Origin of the sequence: Saccharothrix sp. NRRL B-16348 (assembly GCF_001280085.1) — a bacterium.
In the GTDB taxonomy this organism is placed as follows: Bacteria; Actinomycetota; Actinomycetes; order Mycobacteriales; family Pseudonocardiaceae; genus Actinosynnema.
Window position 1 is genome coordinate 40,981 of record NZ_LGED01000248.1, and the last position, 21,433, is coordinate 62,413.

The window sequence follows — 21,433 nt, forward strand, 5'->3', positions numbered from 1 at the left end:
ACCGGTGGCTAACCACGTGCGGAGGCCCGGTGGCTTTCCGGCGGGGCCAGGTAGCTGTACTTCAGGCCGCCGGTGTCGATGACGAGGTTCTGCAGCACCACGGTGGGGTCGACCACCCAGAACTTCACGGTGTGCACGCCGGGGGAGGTGACCGTGAAGGTGGTGGAGGTGCGGTTGACCGCCTCCATGGCGTTGACCTCCCAGCCCTTGTTCATGGTCGTGTCGTCGGCCCTGGTGGCGGTCGTGACGTTGACCGTCTGGGGTGGCTGGTCGTCGATCGACATCGCGTACTTGAGGCCGTCGCCGGGCCGCACGTTGTTGCGGGGTGACAGGTGGGCCCACACGGTGACCGGTCCGGTGGTGGTGAGGTTGACCTGGTACTCCAGGCGTGCGCCGTCGCCTCCCGGCGTCTGGACGGGGGCGGTCACCGGGCTGGGCTGCATGCCCGATCCGGTGCGGCCGATGTCGGGGACGCGCGACCAGGTGATGCCGTTGGCGTCGACGGCCTTGGTGTGGTGGTCGGCTTCGATGGAGACGTAACCACCGGCCTCCACGAACCCGTGCTTGGGGGCCTCGGTCGGCTTGTTCACCACGGCCTGCACGGTGACCGTGCGCCCGGCGCCGGTGACGGTGATGGGCACCGTGGTCTTCCCGGCAGGCGCCTTGGCCCAGTCGACCCGCAGGGTGGCGCGGGCCTGCTGGGTGACGGTGCCGGCCGCGTCGGTGGCGGTCAGCCACGGCACGGACGGCGTGACCCGGTAGTCGAACGGGGTCGTGCCCCGGTTGAACACCTCGATGTGCTGGGCGGGTGCGGTCTGGTACGGGCTGAACTCCGGCAGCACCGGCTGGGTGGTGGCGTTGGGCCACCAGTCGAGCGAGCCGTCGACGGCCACGCCCAGCTCCGCCGCGGCCGGGACGGTGATACGTTGCAGGGCGGGGTAGATCTGGTCGGGCGCCGGTGGTTCCTGCCAGCTCGCGTTGTTGCCGTAGCGGGCCTTGTCGCCGTAGCCGAACTTGGTCTGCGTCTGCCAGCCCGTCCACTTCCCGCCGGCGAGGGTGGTGTTGTAGTGGTTCGACATGGCCACGTCGTCGGCCAGCCGTGCCTCGGCGGTCGCGGCGAGGCGTACCAGCGGTTGAGGAACTGGGCCCGGCGCAGCTCGTAGAGGTTGGCGGTGGCCTTGGTCGCGTACAGCACCAGTTGGTAGTAGGCGTCCCGGTCGGCGGCGGGCAGGCTCCGGTTCACCGCCTCGGCCTTCGCCGCGAGCTCCTGCCACTCGGCGGTGACGCGGTCCAGTTCGCCGTAGTTCTCGATGCTGTACGGCGTCATCGTGTCGTCGGTGCCGTAGGAACCGTTGGCGTTGCGGTTGTAGCGCCGGTTGGTCGCCTCGGGCTTGCGCCGCGCCTGCAACTGCCCGTAGGCGTGCAGCACCTCGGCGACGGCGGGTGCGGCCCGGTCGCCGAAGTTCTGGGCGGCGTACTCCCGGGTCCAGTCCTTGATCCCGTCGGCGGGGATGGAGGACGGGTTCCACGCGTAGTCCAGGAAGAACTGGGTCGGCGCTTCCTCGTTCTTCAGGTCGCCGACGTTGACCACCCACAGCCGGTCGATGCCCGACTGGTACGACAGGTTCAGCTGTTCGCGGGTGTTGGCCAGGTTGTTGGTGTCGACCCACTTGTAGTTGCGGCCGCCGCCGACGTAGTCGAAGTGATAGTACAGGCCGTAGCCACCCGCCCGCGGCGGCAGCGAGGCGTCGGGCACCTTGCGCATGTTGCCCCAGTTGTCGTCGGCGAAGACCACCGTGACGTCGTCGGGCGGGCGCATGCCGGCGTCCCAGTACTGCTGGACCTCCTTGTAGAGCGTGAAGACCTGCGGGATCTCGGTGATCGGCTTGGCCGACTCCTCGTCCAGGATGCGGCGCTGGTCGGCGATGATCTGCTCCATGACGTCCCGGCCTGCGTCGGGGTTGGGCCGGTCGCCGTCACCGCGCATGCCGAGCGTGACCACGCCTTCGAAGTCCTCCTGCTCCATCCGCTTGACGCCGTCGCGCCAGTACGCCTGCAGGGCGGCCTTGTTGGTGGTGTAGCTCCAGTCGCCGTTGCCGCCGTAGGGATCGCTCTCGGGCTTCGCGTGCCGGACCCACTCCTCGATGCCGCGCATCATCGGCGCTTCGTGCGAGGTGCCCATCACGACGCCGTACCGGGTGGCGGTCGCGTGGTTGAGCGGGTCGTCCTCGGCGAACGCCCGGCCCCACCGCGGGCCAGAGGTAGTTGGCCTTGAGGCGCAGCATGGCCTCGAAGACCTTCTCGTAGTACTGGTGGTTCAGCCCGTTCGGGTGACCGGGCGCGTGACCGGGGCCGAAGGTCTTGGGGGCCCAGTTGCCGGTGGAGGGGTTCTCGTCGTTGATGAACACGCCCCGGTACTTCACCGCCGGCGTGCCCTGCGTGTGGCGGCCCGGCCGGATGTGGATGGCGCTGTGCTTGCGCGCCGGCACGTCGTCGAAGTAGTGCCACGGGGACACGCCGATGCGGCGGGAGAGGTCGTAGACGCCGAAGATCGTGCCGCGCTGGTCGCTGCCGGCGATCACCAGGGCCCGGCGCACACCCGGCAGCGGGTTGTTCACCACCTGCTGCAACGAGGTCTCCCACTTGCCGCGGATGCCCTCGACGTCCAGCTTGCCGCTCGACACCAGCCGGTCGATGAGCGCGCTGTGCCCGATCGTGCCGACCAGGACGGGCTCACCGGAGGTGGGAACCGTGGTGGACACGGTCGGCTGGACGCCGGTTACGCGCCGGACATCCTTACGCAGGTCGTCCACCACCCGAACCACACCTGGGAAGTCGTCGCCGCTGACGAACAACGGTGCCGCCTTGCCGTTCGCGGCGAGCGTGAACCCGCCGCCGACCGGGGTGAACGAGACGTACTCGCCGTCGGGGGCCGCGGCCGCATCCGGCGCCTGAGCGGCGATCAGCACCGGCGGCGCCGCCGCGGCCAGCAGCGCGGCGGCGAGTAGAACAGACCTGGATCGCGTCGCCCTGGGCCGTCGTCGTCGTGACACGGCGGTGTCGGGGTCGGGCAGGGGTTCCATGGGACCTCCGTAGCGGCGTTGCTTCGGTTGCGGTGTCGGCGAAATCCGGGCCCGTCGGTGACGGGCGGTCGCCTCAGCAGCTCGACTCTGGAACGTGCTGGAATCGTTTCCAGCGTGTGTTCCCCCTCCTGACCTGTCAAGACGCGCGAAAGTGTTTCGAAGATTGACATATCCGGGAACGGATTCCAGACTCTGCGGCGTGGCGGTGACCATCAAGGACGTGGCGCGGTTGGCCGGGGTGTCGGCGTCGTCGGTGTGCCGCACCCTCGCCGCGCCGGACAAGGTCCGCCCGGACACCCGGGAACGGGTGCAGCGTGCCGTCGCCGAGCTGGGCTACTACCCGAACCGGGCCGCCCGAGGGCTCATCACCGGGCGCACCGGCAACCTCGGGTTGATCGTGCCCGATATCGCCAACCCTTTCTTCCCGGACATCATCAAAGCCGTCGAGGCGAGGGCCAGGGAACTCGATTACGCGGTGTTCCTGGCCGACACCGACGAAGACCCGGCGGCCGAGGTGGCGTTGATCCGGGCCATGTCCAAGCAGGTGGACGGATTCCTGCTGGTGTCGGCCCGGTGCAGCGACGACGAATTGCGTTCGGTGTACCGCGACCTGCCCGTGGTCGTGGTGCAGCGCCGGGTGCGCCACGTGCCCGCCGTGACGTTCGACGACCACGACGGCATCCTCCAGGCGGTGGGCCACCTCGCGACGCTGGGGCACCGCCGCGTCGCCTACGTCGCCGGTCCCCGCACCTCGTGGAGCAACAAGGAACGACAGCGCATCCTGCGCTTGACGACGTCGGCCGTGGGTGTCGAACTGGTCGACACCGGCCACGCCGCACCCACGCTCGACGGCGGCACGGCGGTCGCGGACCTGGTCCTGGCCACGGGGGCGACCGCGGTCATGACCTTCAACGACCTGATGGCGTTGGGCCTGCTCCGGCGGTTCCGGGCGTTGGGCGTCGAGGTGCCCGGGGACATCAGCGTCGTCGGGTTCGACGACATCCCGCTCGCCGAACTGGTCGACCCGCCGCTGACGACCATCGCACTGGCCAAGCAGAAGGCCGGCCGTGCGGGCATCGACATGCTGATCGGCCTGCTGAACAACCCCGAGACCGCCGCGCCACGCACCGTCCTGCCGACCCAGCTCACCGTGCGCGCCTCCACCGGCCCCGCGCGCCGCGGCTGACCGACGCGCCACGCCGGACCACAGCGGGATCGATCGACGATCCCGCTGTTCCGCCTTTCCCGGAATAGGTCGGATAATCGCCTGGTCACATTTGTGAACAATCATGGGCGACCGCATATGTGAACAACCGCAGCCGGTTTCGATTCAGTCCGAAATTAGTTGCGCAACTCGTTGACCGGGTCGACGGAAGGCCGGTACGAATTCACCCCGTGCCTGGACGTCGCGCATTGCCGTCCGTCGAAGGGAAAACAATGTCAAGAACCACGATCGGGATCGGCGTCGCGTCGCTGTTCCTGCTCGCCGCGTGCGGAGCACCCACCGCCGGTCCGACGCCGACGTACACCTCGGTGCCGGAGAAGCCCGCCGCCCCGGTCGAGCTGAACGTGCTGGACGTCGCCGGCAACCTCCAGCTGACCCAGGGCATGATCGACGAGTTCGTGGCGGCGAACCCGGACGTGGTCGGCAAGGTCAACTACACCAAGGCCACCGCGCCCGACATGCCGGGCAAGCTCAAGGCCGAGCAGAGCGCGGGCCGGTCGCAGACCCACCTGGTGCTCACCGGCACCGACGGCCTGGCGGCGGTGGTCGGTCAGGGCTTGGCGGCCAGGCTGCTGCCGGACCAGGAGGCCAGGTTCCCCGGCCTGCGGGACAACTACCTGCCGCCCGCTGCCGCGATGCAGGACTTGGCGCAGGGCCAGGGGATCGCGGTCACCTACTACCCGGCCGGGCCGCTGCTGGAGTACGACCCGGCGAAGGTGCCGAGCCCGCCGAAGACCGCGGACGGGTTGCTGGCGTGGGCGAAGGCCAACCCGGGCAAGTTCCAGTACGCCGTGCCCGCGAACTCCGGCCCCGGCCGCACGTTCCTGATGGGCCTGCCCTACATCCTGGGCGACAAGGACCCCAAGGACCCGGAGAACGGCTGGGAGAAGACCTGGGCCTACCTCGCCGAGCTGGGCCGGTACGTGGACCACTACCCGTCCGGCACGACCGAGACGATGAAGAACCTCGCCAACGGCACCGCGAACGTCGTGGCCACCACCACCGGGTGGGACATCAACCCGCGCGTGCTCGGCACCGTGCCGGAGACCATGAAGGTCACCACGCTGGAGGGCTTCACCTGGGTGACCGACGCGCACTACGCGGTCGTGCCCAAGGGCGTGTCGCAGGACGTCATGGCGGCGAACCTGGCGCTGATCAAGTGGATGCTGGACCCGCAGCAGCAGGCGAAGGCCTACGACAAGGGCTACTTCTACCCGGGTCCGGCGGTCAAGGGCGTCACGTTGGACATGGCGCCGGAGGAGTCGCGTGACGCGCTGGCGAAGTTCGGTCGTCCCGAGTACGACGCCTTGATCGAGAACCACCCGAAGGAGACGTCGTTGCCGGCCGAGGCGCAGGTGAAGGCGTTCCAGAAGTGGGAGCGCGAGATCGGCAGCGGGAAGACGGGCAAATGAGCGACCGGTTCACGGAGTTGACCATCGACGGGGTCCGTCGCGTGTTCGGCGAGCAGGTGGCGCTGCGCGGGATGGACCTGACGATCAAGGGCGGCGAGTTCGTGGCGCTGCTCGGCCCGTCGGGCTGCGGCAAGTCGACCGCGTTGAACTGCCTGGCCGGGCTGCTGCCGCTGTCCGGCGGACGGATCCTGGTCGACGGCGAGCGGATCGACCAGCTGCCGCCGGAGAAGCGCGGTTTCGGCATGGTGTTCCAGAACTACGCGTTGTTCCCCCACATGTCCGTGCGGCGCAACATCGCGTTCGGCCTGGCCATGCGCAAGGTCGCCAAGGCCGAGCAGGCCCGGCGGGTGGAGGAGGCGTTGCGCCTGGTGCAACTGGGCGCGCACGCGGACAAGTTCCCCGGCCAGCTCTCCGGCGGCCAGCAGCAGCGCGTCGCCATCGCACGCGCGGTCGTGATGGAGCCGCCGTTGGTGCTGATGGACGAACCACTGTCCAACCTGGACGCTTCGCTACGGCTGGAGATGCGTTCGGAGATCCGGCGGTTGCACCAGTCGCTCGGGCTGACCACGGTGTACGTCACGCACGACCAGGAGGAGGCGCTGGCGCTGGCGGACCGGCTGGTGGTGATGCGCGACGGCGAGGTGCAGCAGGTCGGCACACCGCAGGAGGTGTACGCGCAACCCGTCAACCGGCACGTGGCCGGGTTCATGGGTTACCGCAACCTCCTGCCCGCCGTGGTGACCGCGACCGACGGCGAGCACGTCACCGTCACCGCCGAGGGCGTGGCACTGACCGGCGTCAACCGGAACGGTCCGTCCTCCGGCGAGGCGGTGGTGGCCGTCCGGCCCGAGGACTTCGCCGTCCTCGCGCCCTCGGCGCCGCCCCAGGCCGACGAGCTGCGCGCCGAGGTGGAGATCGTGGAGTACCACGGCCGCGAGCAGGCCGTGGAGGCGCGGTTGCCGGGTGGGCGGGCGGTGCACCTGCGCACCACCGAACGGCTCGCGCCGGGTGACGCGGTGCGGTTGCGGGTGCCGGTCGAGCGGGTCCTGGTGTTCGCACCGTGACCGCCACCGCGACCACCACCTCCGCGACCCCGGCCCTGCGCCACCGCCTGGCCGAACGCGGCGTCGACCGGCTCCTGCTGCTGCTCGTGCCCGGCACGGTGTTCATCGCCCTGCTGTTCCTCTACCCCTTCCTCTACGGGCTGCAGTTGTCCTTCCAGCCCAACACCGGCGGACCACTCGCCAACTACGAGCGGTTCTTCACCGACGCCTACCTGCGCGACACGATCTGGATCACGCTGCGGCTCGGGCTGCCGGCGGCGTTGTTCAACGTGCTGGCCTCGATCCCCATCGCCTACCGCATGCGCGGGAAGTTCCGGGGCAAGCGGCTGATCACGACCATCCTCGTGGTGCCGATCACCCTCGGCACCGTGCTCACCGCCGAAGGCCTGATCGAGTACCTGAGCCCGGTGGGCTGGTTCAACAAGATCCTCCTCGGCCTCGGTCTGGTCGACGAGCCGGTCCGCCTGGTGCACAACTACTGGGGCGTGCTGTTCTCCCTGATCATCACCGGGTTCCCGTTCGCGTTCCTGCTCACGCTGTCGTACCTGTCCGGCATCGACCCGTCGTTGGAACGCGCCGCCGCCACGCTGGGCGCCTCGCCGAGGCAGCGGTTCCGGCACATCGTCATGCCGTTGCTGGCGCCGGGGCTCGCGGTGACGTTCTGCCTGTCGTTCGTGCTCGCGTTCTCGGTGTTCCCGTCCGCGATCATGGTCGGCGAACCGCAGGGTTCCACCCACGTCATCTCCATCGCCGCCTACAACACGGCGTTCCGCGACTTCGACTACCCGATGGGCTCCGCCGTGGCCATGATCATGGCGGTGGTGATGCTGCTGGTCATCGGCCTGGTCCTGCTCTGGCGGACCACCCTGTACCGCGGCGCGACAGGAGGCAAGGGATGAGGCCCGCAGCCTGGCTCACCTGGGGCGCACTGGCGTTCTTCCTGCTCAACCTCGTCGGCGTGGTCGGCGCGGTGCTCGTGAACTCGTTCAGCACCCAGTGGTTCGGCACGTGGTGGCCCAACGGCCTCACCACCGCCTGGTACGCCGAGGCGTGGCGCGAGTACAACCTGTTCGACGTGCTGCTCGTGACCCTCCAGGTCTCGGTGGCCGTGGTCGTCATCTCGGTGCTGATCGGCGTGCCGACCGCCTATGCCCTGGCCCGGCGGGACTTCCCCGGCAAGAAGTTGCTCAACCTGCTGTTCCTGCTGCCCATCCTGATGCCGCCGATGACCTACGGCATCCCGCTGGCCACCGTGCTCTACAAGTTCCACCTGGCCGGCAGCATGACCGGCGTCATCGTGGCCAACCTCGTTCCCTCGGTGCCGTTCGTCGTGCTGACCATGACACCGTTCATCGAGCAGATCGACACCAAGATCGAGTCCGCGGCCCGCATGTGCGGCGCCCGCACGTCGGCGGTCCTCACCAGGATCCTGGCCCCACTGCTGATCCCGGGCATCCTGGCCGCCTCGATCCTCGTGCTCGTCCGCACCGTGGGCATGTTCGAGCTGACCTTCCTCACCGCCGGACCCGACAGCGAAACCCTGGTCGTCTCGCTGTTCTACTCCGTCTCGGCGGCCGGCATCCGCGCACAGCAGACCGTCGACGCCATGGCCGTCATCTACACCGCGTCCATGCTCGTCCTGCTGGTCATCGCACTCAGATTCGTCAACCCCACCCAGTTGGTGACCAGGCTCAAGGAGCACGACTGATCGAAAGCACCTCGCCGTTGATCCGGCTGAATCACCCTGAAACCGCTCGAGAGGATCCCGATGACCGGCCCGGTCCCCACCGTCGCGCGCGTCGAAGCAGTTCCCGTCGCCGGGCACGACAGCATGCTGCTCAACCTCAGCGGCGCGCACGCCCCGTACTTCACCCGCAACATCGCGATCGTCACCGACGACCGAGGACGCGTCGGCGTCGGCGAGGTGCCCGGCGGCGAGGCGATCCGGCAGACGATCGAGGACGCCAACGAGCTGCTCGTCGGACAGCCCGTCGCCCGGTTCGGCCCGCTCTTGCGCTCGGTCGCGGACGCGTTCGCCGACCGCGACGCCGGCGGGCGCGGCTCGCAGACGTTCGACCTGCGCACCACCGTGCACGCCGTGACGGCCCTCGAATCGGCACTGCTGGACCTGCTCGGCCAACACCTGGACGTGCCCGTCGCCGACCTGCTCGGCGACGGCAGGCGACGCGACGTGGTCCCGATGCTCGGCTACCTGTTCTACGTCGGCGACCGCGACGCCACCGACCTGCCCTACGTCACCGAGCAGCCGCCCGCCGACGACTGGGAACGGCTGCGCCGCGAACCCGCGCTCACCCCGGAAGCCGTCGTGGCGCTGGCCGAAGCCGCCCAGGCCAGGTACGGCTTCACCGACTTCAAGCTCAAAGGCGGTGTCCTGCAAGCGGAACAGGAGGTGGAGGCCGTGCGCGCCCTCGCCCGACGGTTCCCCGAGGCCCGCGTCACGGTGGACCCCAACGGCGCGTGGCGGCTGCGGGAAGCCGTCGACCTGTGCCGCGACCTGCACGGCGTGCTCGCCTACGCGGAGGACCCGGTCGGCGCCGAGGACGGCTACTCCGGCCGCGAGGTCATGGCCGAGTTCCGCCGCGCCACCGGCCTGCCCACCGCGACGAACATGATCGCCACCGACTGGCGCCAGCTGGCACACGCCGTCCGCGCCGCCGCGGTCGACATCCCCTTGGCCGACCCGCACTTCTGGACCATGCGCGGCTCGGTCCGCGTCGCCCAGCTGTGCGCCGACTTCGGCCTCACGTGGGGCTCGCACTCCAACAACCACTTCGACATCTCACTGGCGATGTTCACCCACGTCGGCGCCGCCGCACCGGGACCGATCACCGCCCTGGACACCCACTGGATCTGGCAGGACGGCCAGGCGCTGACCCGGACGCCGCTGCGCATCCGCGACGGCGGCATCACCGTCCCGACCACACCGGGCCTCGGCGTCGAACTCGACCGGGACGCCCTCGCCGCCGCGCACGAGCTGTACCTGGAGCACGGGCTCGGCTCCCGCGACGACGCCACCGCCATGCGCCAACTGGTCCCCGGCTGGCGGTTCGACCCCAAACGCCCCAGCCTGGTCCGCTGATGGACGTGGACTGCGCAGACCGACGTCGAACCGACGAATAGTTGAGGATTCAGTTAGTGTCGGACCGTGACAAACCCCTTGTTCGGGTCGCGAGGGGTGCGCTAGGTTGCATGAGCACCAGGTCGAACGGCCCCGCACGACCGATCATCGCCGTGCGCCGAGTCGGACGCGGTTCCTCCTCACCGGTCTCTGGTCTCACGCCGCCTTGTCGGCGATGAAAGGCGCACCCCACCATGGAGGCTCACGTGGAAAACCACCGCGACTTCCCGGAGCCGGCCACCGAGACCCTGTTGCTGACGGGTTCCGACGCGGACCACACGGTCCCCTGGGAATTCCAGGTGACCGAGGGCCGGAACAGCGGCGTGTGGGGGACGATCCCGACGCCGTCGAACTGGGAGTGCCACGGTTTCGGCACCTACCGGTGGGGCTGGGACCTGCGGCCCGACGAGAAGGGCCGCTACCGGCACCGCTTCACCGTGCCCGCCACGTGGTCGGGCCGAACGGTCTTCGTGGTCTTCGAGGGTTCGATGACGGACACCGAGGTGCGGGTCAACGGCACGTCGGCCGGTCCGGTGCACCAGGGCGGCTTCTACCGGTTCCGGTACGACGTGACGTCGTCGCTGCGGTGGGGGCAGGAGAACCTGATCGAGGTGACGGTCAGCCGGGAGTCGGCGGACGAGTCGGTGAACGACGCCGAGCGGCGCGGCGACTACTGGAACTTCAGCGGCGTCTACCGGCCGGTGTCGTTGCAGGCGTTCCCGGCGTCGCGGATCGACCGGGTCGCGATCGACGCCGGGCACACCGGAGCCTTCCGGCTGGACGCGCACCTGGCGGGGGCGGGCGTGGCCGGGCGGGTGGTCGGCCAGGTCCGGCGGCTCGACGGCACCCCGATCGGCGACCCGTTCTTCGCGCCGGTCGAACCGGGCGCCACGACGGCGACGCTGACCACCTCGGTGGCCTCGCCGGAGACGTGGACGGCGGAGTCGCCGAACCTGTACCGGGTCGACGTGCGCCTCGTCGACGCCGGCGGTGAGCCGCTGCACGGGATCACCGAGCGGTTCGGGTTCCGCACGATCGAGGTCCGTGAGGGCGACGGCGTCTACGTCAACGGGTCGAAGGTGATCCTGAAGGGCACCAACCGGCACACGTTCTGGCCGACGCTGGGCCGCGCGTCGAGCCCGCGCCTCGCCCGGACGGACATCCTGCTGATGAAGGAGATGAACAACAACGCCGTGCGGATGTCGCACTACCCGCCGGACACGTTCTTCCTCGACCTGTGCGACGAACTCGGCCTCTACGTGATCGACGAGCTGGCCGGCTGGCAGAAGCGCTACGACGAGGCCGTGGCCGCGCCGCTGGTCGCCTCGATGGTGACCCGCGACGTCAACCACCCGTCGATCATCATGTGGGCCAACGGCAACGAAGGCGGCTGGAACACCGCCCTGGACGACCACTACGCCCGCTACGACCCCCAGCGCCGCCCGGTGATCCACCCCTGGGAGAAGTTCGGCGGCATTGACACCGACCACTACGAGACCTACGACAGCACCCGCGCCATCCTGTCCGGCTCCATGATCCACCTGCCGACCGAGTTCCTGCACGGCCTCTACGACGGCGGCGCGGGCGCGGGCCTGAACGACTACTGGGCGTTGTTGAGCGCCGGACCGCGCCGCGCCGGCGGGTTCATCTGGGCGTTCGTGGACGAGGGCCTGGTCCGCGACGACCGGGGAGGCGCGATCGACACCACCGGCAACTGCGCGCCTGACGGCGTCCTGGGGCCGTTCCGCGAGAAGGAGGCCAGCTTCCACACCATCCGGGACATCTGGTCGCCGGTCCAGCTCGCGAACCCGGCCTACTACGCCACCTCGTTCCCGGCGGACTTCGCCGGCCGGGTCGACGTCGTCAACCGCTACGACCACACGGACCTGCGGGGCTGCCGGTTCTCCTGGCGGCTGCTCCGGCAGGCCGCGCCGGACGCGTCGGGCACCGGGCCGACCGTGCTCGCGCAGGGCTCCGCGGCCGGCCCGGACGTCGCGCCTGGAGGCGCCGGCACGGTCACGCTGGGGCTGCCCTCGACGTGGGCCGACGCCGACACGTTGTGGGTCGACGTCCTGGACCGCGCCGGCGCGACGATCTGCACGTGGACGTGGCGGATCAAGAAGGCGGCCGACATCGCCCGCCGCGTCGTGGTCGCCCCGGCCTCCGGCACGACGGCCGTCACGGAGGACAGCACGGGCGTGACCATGACCGCGAACGGCACCGCGGTCACGATCTCCAAGTGGTCGGGCAGGCTGGCCCGGGTCACCCGCGACGGGACCACCGTGTCGCTCGGCAACGGCCCGGCCATGGCGGTGGGTTCGGCGTCGCTGATCGGCCTCACGCACTTCCGCGACGGCACGGGCCACGTCGTGCAGGCCACTTACCGCGGGGACCTGAACGAGGTGCGGTGGCGGATGGACGCCAACGGGTGGTTGCGCCTGGAGTACCGCTACACCCGGACCGGCCCGCACGACTTCCTCGGCGTGAACCTCGACTACCCCGAGAACCGCGTGCTCGGCCTGACCTGGCTGGGCGACGGCCCGTACCGGGTCTGGCAGAACCGGAGGCGCGGCGTGCACCACGGCGTGTGGACCAAGGACTACAACCGCACCGCCACCGGGGCGAACGCCTGGCAGTACCCGGAGTTCAAGGGCTACCACGCCAACACCTGCTGGGCCGCGCTGCGCACCACCGAAGGCGTCATCACGGTCGTGTCCGAACAGGACGACCTGTTCCTCCGCCTGTTCACGCCCGACGTCGGCCCCGAGCCGATGACGGCGACCGCGCCGTTCCCGGCCGGCGGGATCTCCCTGCTGGACGCCATCCCGGCGATGGGCACCAAGAACCACACCCCCGACCTCCTCGGCCCGGAGAGCCGACGCGCCGTGGCCACCGGCCGGTACGACCGCACCGTCCACTTCCGGTTCACGGCCTGACCCGGGGTGGTGAACGCGATCGGCCGCACCGGGTCGTAGTGAAAGGATGACAGGCCGGTGATCGTCGGAGACGAGCCCACCCCGCAGACGCGGCAGCTCCTGCTCCTCATCGCGAGCGGGGCGACCGACCGGGTGATAGCGCGGGAACTCGGGCTGAGCGAACGCACGATCTGTCGCAGGATCGCGAGCCTGCAGCTGAGGCTCGGCGTGCGGACGCGGTTCCAACTGGGCGTCCTCGCCGCGACCAACGGCTGGTTGTGAGCGGTTCGCCCGGCGGAACGCGGAGGGGTTGCGCCACCGCCGGTGTCGCAACCCCTTTCCGCGCTGAACGCCGTCGAAGGGCGTCAGCGCCGTTGGATGCCTTCGGGCTCGCCGTCGAGCGGGATCGTGCCGGAATCGCCACCGGACGGCAGTTGCACGTGGACGTGCCCGTTGCCGGCGTCGACGTTGATCACGTCGAGTTGCAGCGCCGCCACCGACCACGTCTGCAGCGCCAGGTCCCGCTGGTGCCCCGCCAGGGTGACCAGGTCGCCGCCGAGCGGCCCGGTCGCGGCGACCGCGGCCGCGAAGCCGTCGGCCGCGGTGGCGAGCTGGCGGACGGAGGTCCGCATGGCGGTCCGGGCGACGTTCACGCCGTTGCCCGACGACGGTGTCTCCTCGTACCGCTTGACCTCGGCGGACAGCACCGTGCGCCACCCGTCGACCTCGTGCGCGGTGAGTGGGCCTCTCGGCGTGTCACGGCTGAGCGGCGCTGCTTTCGCCATTGCCTGCAACACCGGGGTCAGGCGGTCCCGGCTGCCCCGGGCCAGCTCGGTCAGCTGCCCGATCTGCTCGACGTCGCGCCGCGCTTCCGCCTGTTCCAGCTCGGCGATCCGGCGCTCGGTCGCGTCGGGACCGGAGGTCCACGTGCCGATCACGAAGGCGAGCGCGAAACCGAGCACGAAAACGGTGAGCAGTCCGGCGAGGCGTTGCGCCCGTGACGCCGACCGCGGGGTCCGGGACTTGGCGGGACGGTTCTTGGCCATGCGTTTCCTCCTCGGGGAAGGTGAGCGGTGCGGGGGTGGTGGCGCCGGCGCCACCACCCCGTGTCGGCGCTAGGACAAGGCCCACCGCTGGTTGGACCCGCCGTGGCAGGTCCAGGTGATCAGCGCGGTGCCGTCCGCGGAGCCGGCGCCGTAGGCGTCGAGGCACTTGCCGCCGTTGCGGATCGTGCCGTCCGACTGCACGGACCAGTTCTGCGTGGCCGCCCCGTTGCAGGTGCGCAACTGGACGGCGGTGCCGTCACCGGCGGAGGTGCCGTTGAGGTCCATGCACTTGCCGAGCGTGCGCAGCGTGCTGCCCTCGACGGTCCACTTCTGGTACGGGTGGCCGGCGCACGGCCACAGCTGCACGGCGGTGCCGTCGGCGGAGCTGCCCGAGTTGGGCGTGACGCACTTGTCGCCGACACCGGTGATCTGCTTGCCGGTGCCGCCGCCGGTGTCGCCGCCCGACGCCACACCCTTGCCGATGAAGGTCATGGAGTCGACGTCGAACGAGTTGTTCGTGCTCGCCTTGAACACCATGAACAGCTCGACCGTGCCGCTCGGTTTGGTCACGTTGACGGCGGGCCGGCTCACGTAGTTGTTCCAGCCGCCCGTGCTGCCGACGGGCGCCGAGGCGATCAGGGCGCCCGTCGGTGAGCCGGCGCGCAGCTCGATCGTGCCACCGCCCGACGGCGAGGACACCCGGAACGACACCTGGTCGATGCCGGTGAAGTTGACCGTGCGGTAGGAGACCCAGTCGTTGTCGCTGATGTCGCCGATCCGGGCGTCGGCCTCGGCCTCGGTCTGCGACACGACCCGAACACCGGACGAGCCCGTGAAGAACTCGGCCTGCTTGTGCTTGGGCTGCAACAGGACCTGCGCGCGACCGGTCAGCCCGGTGCCGCCCGAGACGCCGTTGTCGGTGTAGGTGGCGTCCGCGACGTAGAAGGAGTTGCCCTCCGCGTGCGCGCTGTCGGTCTGCGGGTTGAGCTCACCCGTGCAGCCGGTGATCGCCGTGATCGGGTGCGCGTGCTCGTCGTGGCCCAGGGCGGGCGTCGTGGTCACCCGGTCGCAGTCGATCGTGCCGTCCTCGGGGTCGGTCACCGACACCGAGTAGGGGATCTTGTCGCCCCAGCCGAACATCCCGCCGTGCGCCGGGGCGGTGAACGTCACCGTGGGCGCGGTGTTGCCGACCGTCACGGTCACGTTGGCCACGCCGGACTTGCCCGTCGGGTCGGTCACGGTGAGCTGGGCGTTGTAGTTCCCCCGAGCGGTGTAGGTGTGCTCGGGGTTGGCCGCGGTGGACGTGCCGCCGTCGCCGAACGTCCACTGGTAGCTCAGCCGGCCGCCCTCCGGGTCGTAGGTGCCGGCGCTGGAGAACTTCACGGTCAGCGGCACGCCGCCGGTGGACGGTGTGGCGGACGCCTTCACGACCGGGCTGCGGTCACCGGAGCGGTAGTCGATGCGGTACAGCCCGGAGTCGGTGTTGTCGCGGCCGAAACCGCCGCCCCACTCCAGCAGGTACAGCGAGCCGTCCGGGCCGAACTTGGCGTCCATCGGGGACTTGAAGCCCACGTTCGACAGGAACCGGTTGATCTTCAGCAGCTTCCCGGACGAGTCGAGCCGGAACTCGAACATCGTGCTGCGCGCCCACTCGCCGAAGAACGGCGTCTGGTCGAAGTACGCGGGGAACTTGGTCTCCGACGGGTTGTTCGCGTCGTACCGGTAGATCGGGAACGCCATCGGCGCCTCGCCGCCGTCACCCATCTCGGGGAACTTGTTGCCCTCCGAGACGCTGTTGCCGTACCAGACGTCCGCGGCGCGCGCAGCGGGCAGGCTGGTCAGGCCGGTGTTGTTGGGTGAGTTGTTGGTGGGCTTGGCGCAGTCGAACTTCGCGCCCGACGTGCTGTTCGCGAAGTCGTGGTCGTTGAACGGGGTGTTGTTGCCGATGCAGTACGGCCAGCCGTAGTTGCCCGGCGACGTGATCAGGTTCCACTCCACGATCCCGCCGGGACCGCGGCTCGCGTTGTCGGAACCCGCGTCGGGGCCGTAGTCGGCGGCGTAGATCGCGCCGGTGGTGGGGTGCACGCCGAACCGGAACGGGTTGCGGAAGCCCATGACGTAGATCTCGGGCCGCGTCCGGGCCGTGCCGGGCGCGAACAGGTTGCCGGGCGGGACGGTGTAGGTGCCGTCCGGCTCGGGGTGGATGCGCAGGATCTTGCCGCGCAGGTCGTTGGTGTTGGCCGAGGTGCCCTGCGCGTCGTACCGGGCCCGGTCGGCCCGCTCGTCGATCGGCGCGTAGCCGTCGGACGCGAACGGGTTCACGTCGTCGCCGGTGCCGATGTAGAGGTTGCCGTTCGGGCCGAACGCGAGGTAGCCGCCGGTGTGCTCCGGTTCGGCCTGCCGCGAGGACGGCACGGTCAGCACGACCTTCTCGCTGGCCGGGTCGAGCGCGTCGCCGTTGACGGTGAACCGGGAGACCCTGGCGACCTGCTCGGTGCCGGTGGGCGAGTACATCAGGTAGACCCACTTGGTGGTGGCGAAGCCCGGGTCGAGCGCGATGCCGGTCAGGCCGTCCTCACCGCCGGTGTAGACGCTCAGCGTCGCGGCGGTGACGGTGGCGCGGGTGTCCGGCTTGTAGACCTTGACCTTGCCGCCGTACTCGGCGTAGAACACCCGCCCGTCCGGGGCCACGTCCAGCGCGGCCGGTCCGACCGTGTTGCCGTCCAGCTCGGTCTTCTCGAAGCTGGACCACACCGTCGGGCCGCAGTCGGCGGCCACCTTGGCGCCGGCCGACTCCACGCCGCCCGCGACGTGCGAGCGGAACAGCGGCTCCGCGTAGCTCGACGCCTGGTGCCCCATCGCCGTGGACCAGAGGCGACCGCCCTCGAAGTCGCGGCACCACGAGATCGGGTGGTCGGCGCCCATCCGCGACCCGCCGGCGTCGTACGTCGTCTCGTCGGCCGTCACCAGCACGTGGACGTCACCGCGGGCGTTGCGGTCGAAGTTGTACCACTCCTCGGTGCGGTTCCAGCGGTCCGGAAGCCCTTGCCCCGACGGGTGGACCCGGTCGGCGACCTTGGCGGTGCCCGCCACGATGGAGGAGTGCGCGGTCATGCTCATCCCGAGCATCTGGTCCCACCACGGGAAGCTCTGCTCGATGTTCATGTCCGTCGCGTTGTGGATCGCCACCACGCCGCCGCCACCGCGGACGTACTTCTGCATCGCGGCGCGCTGGGCGTCGGTGTCCCACACCATGCCGGAGGTCTGCAACATGACCACGACGTCGAACGTCGCCAGCGCGGCGTCGTTGAAGACCGTCGAGTCCTCGCTCTTGGTCAGCTCCCACTGCCGGTCGGCGGCGAGCTCCTCGAACATCACGATGCCCGCGGGGATCGAGTCGTGGCGGTACGCCCCGGACGCCGTCTTGCTGAACACCAGGACGTGGAACCCCTCCGGGTGCGCCGACGCGACCGGAACCACCAAGCCCATCACGACAAGTGAAGCGAGTATTACTTTCTGTAGCCGTCTGAGCGCATGTCGCATTGCCGTCTCTCCTTTGAGGCGAACGTCGACCGGGCATCCGACGGCGTGGCAGTCGGCCGGGACGGCGACTCGGCGACGGCGAGCGCGTCGGGTCGACCGTCTACGACTCGGCGCGAGGTGCCCGACGTCGATGTCCCGCGCAGTGAAGGTAAGCGGGACATATGGCGACGTCAATGCAAAAGTCCGTGCCTGGTTGTCGGATATTCGCCAGGTCGTCGCCGGAATGCGGCTGTCCGGCCCAACCTGTTGCTGCGTCTGCGTTCTCGGGCTGGTGTCCGCGGCGTCGGAGCTGGGCGTTCTCCGTGCTCGAACGGCTCGCCTTCGCGGTCCCGTACGGTAACGGGCATGTCACGTTCTACCGTCGTCGTCGGGTCCGGAAGCGGCGCTCAGGCCTGGCCCCGGCTGTCCGCGTCCTCGGGTGCGGCGTTGAGGCTGTTGTTGACGCGCGGCGGGCTTCCCCGTGCCGAGATGGCCCGCATGCTGGACCTGTCGCGGACCAGCCTGACGCGGGTGACGCGGGAGCTGCTCGAGGTTGGCCTGGTGCGGGAGGGCGTGGTCGAGCTGCGGGCGACGACCGGCCGCCCCTCCGAGGTCTTGGAGGTGGTGGCGTCGGCGCACCACTTCCTGGGGATCAAGCTCACGGGTGACGCGTTGCACGCGGTCGTGACGGACCTGGCGGCGGCGGTGCAGGAGCAGTCGAGCGCTGCGCTCGTGGCTCCGGACGTGGACCACGTGGTCGGGCAGATCGCGGCCCTCGTCGACGACGTCCGGGGCCGGTTCCCGCGGTTGACGTCGGTCGGGATCAGCCTCGCCGGTGTGGTGACCGGCGAGCGGGGCGGAGAAGTGGTCCACCAGTCGCCGTTCCTCGGGTGGGCGGGCGACGTGCCGCTCTCGCAGCTGGTCGCGCAGGCGACGGGGTACCCGGTGGTGGTCGAGAACGACGTGAGCGCGCTGACCGCGCTGGAGGCCTGGAGCCGGGTCGGCGCGGGTGTGTCGTCCATGGCCCTGGTCACGATCGGCGCGGGGCTGGGTTTCGGGTTCGTCATCGGCGGACGGGTGGTGCGTGGCGCCCACGGTGTCGCCGGGCGGCTGGACCACGTGGTCGTCGTCCCGGACGGGCCGGTCTGCGAGCGCGGCCACCAGGGTTGCGCGAGCGCCCTGCTCCCTGAAGGCGCGGTCGTGCGCAACGCCGGTTCGGCGGCCGGCGACTACCGGGCGGTCATCGAAGCGGCACGTGCCGGGGACGGTCCGGAGCGCCGGGCGGTCGAGGCCGCCGGTGTGGCGCTGGGGCGGCTGATCGGCCTCATCCAGAACACGGTCGACCCGGAGAAGGTGGTGCTCACCGGCGAGGGGTTGGACACCTACCGCGTCGCGGCCGACGTCGTGCACGCCGAGATCGACCGGCTGGTCGAGGGCGGGGTCGACAGCGCCGTGCTGGACGTGCAGGGCTTCGACTTCTCGGAGTGGGCACGCGCGGCGGCGGGCGGCGCGATCTTCTCCCTGCTGACCTGAAAGCCGCTTTGTTACGTAGGTTGACAATCCCCTGGGGCGGCTCTTAGCGTGTGCGGGCACGGGCGATCGGCTCGACCCGCGCACCGTGCCGCCGTCAAGCCGCCTACGGCTGCGGACCGGACCTCGGCTGGCGCCGTACCTGTCATCGGCACGTGCTCGATGACGCGGGCTTCGAACCGTCCGAGGCGGAGCGGGACTGGACGTCGAAGGGGAGACCGTGGAGCAAGAGCTGGTCGTGCCGGGTCGTGGGGGAGAGCCGACGAGCGGCGAGGCGTCGTGGCCCGGTCATCCGGTCGTGCTGGCGGCGGGCGGTGTCGCCCTCGTGCTGGCGCCGCAGGTCGAGGGTCTGCCGGAGGTGCTGCACTGGGGCGCGGACCTCGGCCCGCTCGACGTGGCGGAACTCGACCAGTTCCGGCTCGTACGGGAACGCGGGGTGTCGTCCAGCGCGCTGGACGAGCCGTGGCCGTTCACCCTGGCGCCCGGTGAGGGTGACGGGTGGGCGGGAGCCCCGGGTCTGCTGCTGGAGCGGGACGGCGGCCCGTTCCGTCCTCGCTGGCACGTCGACGGGTTCTCCGTCACGTCCACCGACGTCACGGTGACCGCCTGGTCCGCGGGTGTCGCGTTGGAGATCGATCTGGGCTTGGACGCGCACGGCGTTCTCCGCGTGCGCCAACGGGTGCGCAACGAGGGCTCGACGCCGGTGCGCGTCGCCATCGCCGACACGGTGCTGCCCTTGGACGACCGGGCGACCGAGCTGCTCGACTTCACCGGCCGCTGGACGCGCGAACGGGTGCCGCAGCGGCGTCCCCGCACCCAGGGGACGCTGGTGCGCGAGTCCCGGCGCGGGCGCACCGGTCACGACTCACCGACGTTGCTGGTCGCGGGCACCCCGGGCTTCGGCGACCGCCACGGCGAGCTGTGGGCTGCCCACCTGGCCTGGAGCGGCGACGCGCGCTACCGCGTCGACGACCTGCCCGAGGGGCGGGTCGCGATCGGCGTCGGGGAGCTGCTCCGCCCCGGCGAGGTCGAACTGGCCGCGGGGGAGACCTTCGAGACCCCGGACGGCGTCTTCGCCTGGTCGGACCGCGGGCTCGACGGGCTGTCGGCCCGCCTGCACGCGTCGCTGCGCGACCGGCCGCACCACCCGGTGTCACCGCGACCGGTCGTGCTGAACACGTGGGAGGCCGTCTACTACGACCACGACCTCGCGACCCTGCGCCGGCTGGCCGACATCGCCGCCGACATCGGCGTGGAGAGGTTCGTGCTGGACGACGGCTGGTTCCACGGCAGGCGCGACGACCGCGCGGGGCTCGGCGACTGGGTGGTGGACGAGGCGGTGTGGCCCGACGGCCTGCACCCCCTGGTCGACCACGTGCGCGGGCTGGGCCTGCAGTTCGGGCTGTGGGTCGAGCCGGAGATGGTCAACCTCGACTCCGACCTGGCCCGCGCGCACCCCGACTGGCTGCTCACCCCGGACGCCGACCGGGCGCGGACCATGCGCCACCAGCACGTGCTCGACCTCGCGCTGCCCGAGGTCCGCGAGCACCTGCTCAAGCACCTGTCCGCGCTGCTGGACGAGTACGACATCGCCTACCTCAAGTGGGACCAGAACCGCGACCTGCTCGAAGCCACCCACCTCGGCCGCGCCGGCGTCGACGCGCAGGTCCGCGCCCTCTACGACCTCCTGGACACCCTGCGCGCCCGGTACCCGGCACTGGAGATCGAGTCGTGCGCCTCCGGCGGCGCGCGCGTCGACCTCGGCATCCTGGAGCGCACCGACCGGGTCTGGGCGTCGGACTCCAACGACCCCCTCGAACGCAGCCGGCTGCAACGCTGGACCGAACTGCTGCTGCCGCCGGAGCTGATCGGCAGCCACGTCGGCCCGGCCCACTCCCACACCTCCGGCCGCCACGCCGACCTCGGCTTCCGCATCGCCACCACCCTGTTCGCCTCACCCGGCCTCGAATGGGACCTCACCACCTGCGGCCCGGACGAGCTGGACGCCCTGACCGCGTGGATCGACTTCTACCGACGCGTGCGTCCCACCCTGCACACCGGCGAACTCGTCCACGCCACCCCGACCGACGGGGGAGCGCTGCTCACCGGAGCGGTCGCCCCCGACCGCGCCCACGCGCTGTACCGCCTGTCCCGCACCGACTCCGGCGACCGCGCCGTGCCGCCCCCGCTCCGCCTGCCCGGCCTCGACCCGACGCGCCGGTACCGGGTGCGCGTGGTCGACGAACTGCCCGCGCCCCGGCTGCTCGACGTCCGGCCACCGGCGTGGATCTCCGCCGGCACGGTCGTCGCCACGGGGCGCGTGCTGGCCGAAGCCGGACTGGCCGCGCCACTGCTCGCCCCGGCCAACGCTCTCGTGCTCGAACTCACCGCCGTGGACGGAGGTGCTTGACCGGTGTCGTCCAGGGCCCTCGTCTTCGCGCCGACGAGCACCGCGCCCCCGTCCTGGTCCACTTTCGAGCCGCGCGCCACCGGAGGC

Annotated in this window: 13 protein-coding genes and 1 pseudogene; 10 read left to right on the top strand and 4 right to left on the bottom strand. The window is 70.6% G+C overall.

The annotated features are described in order from the left end of the window. Positions 1–8 precede the first annotated feature (8 nt). Together ADK67_RS54270 and ADK67_RS40625 are read right to left on the bottom strand one after the other, a co-directional pair. Positions 9–842, bottom strand: coding sequence for a hypothetical protein (locus ADK67_RS54270; RefSeq protein ID WP_231648603.1), 834 nt, complete (start codon positions 840–842; stop codon positions 9–11). Then, a pseudogene (locus ADK67_RS40625) lies at positions 731–3,296 on the bottom strand (glycosyl hydrolase 115 family protein). The gene ADK67_RS54270 and the pseudogene ADK67_RS40625 overlap by 112 nt, the downstream one beginning before the upstream one ends. Between ADK67_RS40625 and ADK67_RS40630 the strand changes: the two are divergent. The 8 genes from ADK67_RS40630 (at position 3,283) to ADK67_RS40665 (ending at position 13,120) form a co-directional block, all read left to right on the top strand. Next, positions 3,283–4,269: a LacI family DNA-binding transcriptional regulator gene (locus ADK67_RS40630; protein WP_053721919.1), complete on the top strand. Its 987-nt coding sequence runs from the start codon at positions 3,283–3,285 to the stop codon at positions 4,267–4,269. The pseudogene ADK67_RS40625 and the gene ADK67_RS40630 overlap by 14 nt on opposite strands. A gap of 251 nt (positions 4,270–4,520) precedes the next feature. Next, on the top strand, positions 4,521–5,720 hold the full coding sequence (locus ADK67_RS40635) for an extracellular solute-binding protein (protein ID WP_053721920.1): 1,200 nt from the start codon (positions 4,521–4,523) through the stop codon (positions 5,718–5,720). Further along, entirely contained in the window at positions 5,717–6,784 is a 1,068-nt protein-coding gene (locus ADK67_RS40640; RefSeq protein WP_053721921.1) for an ABC transporter ATP-binding protein, read from the top strand. The genes ADK67_RS40635 and ADK67_RS40640 overlap by 4 nt, the downstream gene beginning before the upstream one ends. Next, complete coding sequence (locus ADK67_RS40645) at positions 6,781–7,683, top strand: ABC transporter permease (protein WP_053721922.1); 903 nt, start codon at positions 6,781–6,783, stop codon at positions 7,681–7,683. The genes ADK67_RS40640 and ADK67_RS40645 overlap by 4 nt, the downstream gene beginning before the upstream one ends. Next, complete coding sequence (locus ADK67_RS40650) at positions 7,680–8,492, top strand: ABC transporter permease (protein ID WP_053721923.1); 813 nt, start codon at positions 7,680–7,682, stop codon at positions 8,490–8,492. Before ADK67_RS40645 ends, ADK67_RS40650 begins: the two co-directional genes overlap by 4 nt. Before the next feature lie 60 nt (positions 8,493–8,552). Next, positions 8,553–9,884: an enolase C-terminal domain-like protein gene (locus ADK67_RS40655; protein WP_053721924.1), complete on the top strand. Its 1,332-nt coding sequence runs from the start codon at positions 8,553–8,555 to the stop codon at positions 9,882–9,884. 245 nt (positions 9,885–10,129) lie between these two features. Continuing rightward, entirely contained in the window at positions 10,130–12,859 is a 2,730-nt protein-coding gene (locus ADK67_RS40660; RefSeq protein WP_231648599.1) for a glycoside hydrolase family 2 protein, read from the top strand. A 57-nt stretch (positions 12,860–12,916) separates the two neighbouring features. After that, positions 12,917–13,120: a response regulator transcription factor gene (locus tag ADK67_RS40665; protein ID WP_053721925.1), complete on the top strand. Its 204-nt coding sequence runs from the start codon at positions 12,917–12,919 to the stop codon at positions 13,118–13,120. A gap of 83 nt (positions 13,121–13,203) precedes the next feature. Here the strand turns inward: ADK67_RS40665 and ADK67_RS40670 are convergent, their stop codons facing one another. Together ADK67_RS40670 and ADK67_RS40675 are read right to left on the bottom strand one after the other, a co-directional pair. Next, on the bottom strand, positions 13,204–13,884 hold the full coding sequence (locus tag ADK67_RS40670) for a hypothetical protein (RefSeq protein WP_053721926.1): 681 nt from the start codon (positions 13,882–13,884) through the stop codon (positions 13,204–13,206). Positions 13,885–13,953: 69 nt separating this feature from the next. After that, a complete protein-coding gene (locus ADK67_RS40675; RefSeq protein ID WP_231648600.1) occupies positions 13,954–17,373 on the bottom strand; it encodes a ThuA domain-containing protein in 3,420 nt (1,139 codons plus the stop codon). Between the two features lie 399 nt (positions 17,374–17,772). Here ADK67_RS40675 and ADK67_RS40680 point away from each other — a divergent pair, with 399 nt between their 5' ends. Then, a complete protein-coding gene (locus tag ADK67_RS40680) occupies positions 17,773–18,939 on the top strand; it encodes an ROK family protein (RefSeq protein ID WP_082404561.1) in 1,167 nt (388 codons plus the stop codon). A gap of 217 nt (positions 18,940–19,156) precedes the next feature. Then, positions 19,157–21,346, top strand: coding sequence for an alpha-galactosidase (locus ADK67_RS40685; RefSeq protein WP_197289858.1), 2,190 nt, complete (start codon positions 19,157–19,159; stop codon positions 21,344–21,346). Positions 21,347–21,433 lie beyond the last annotated feature (87 nt).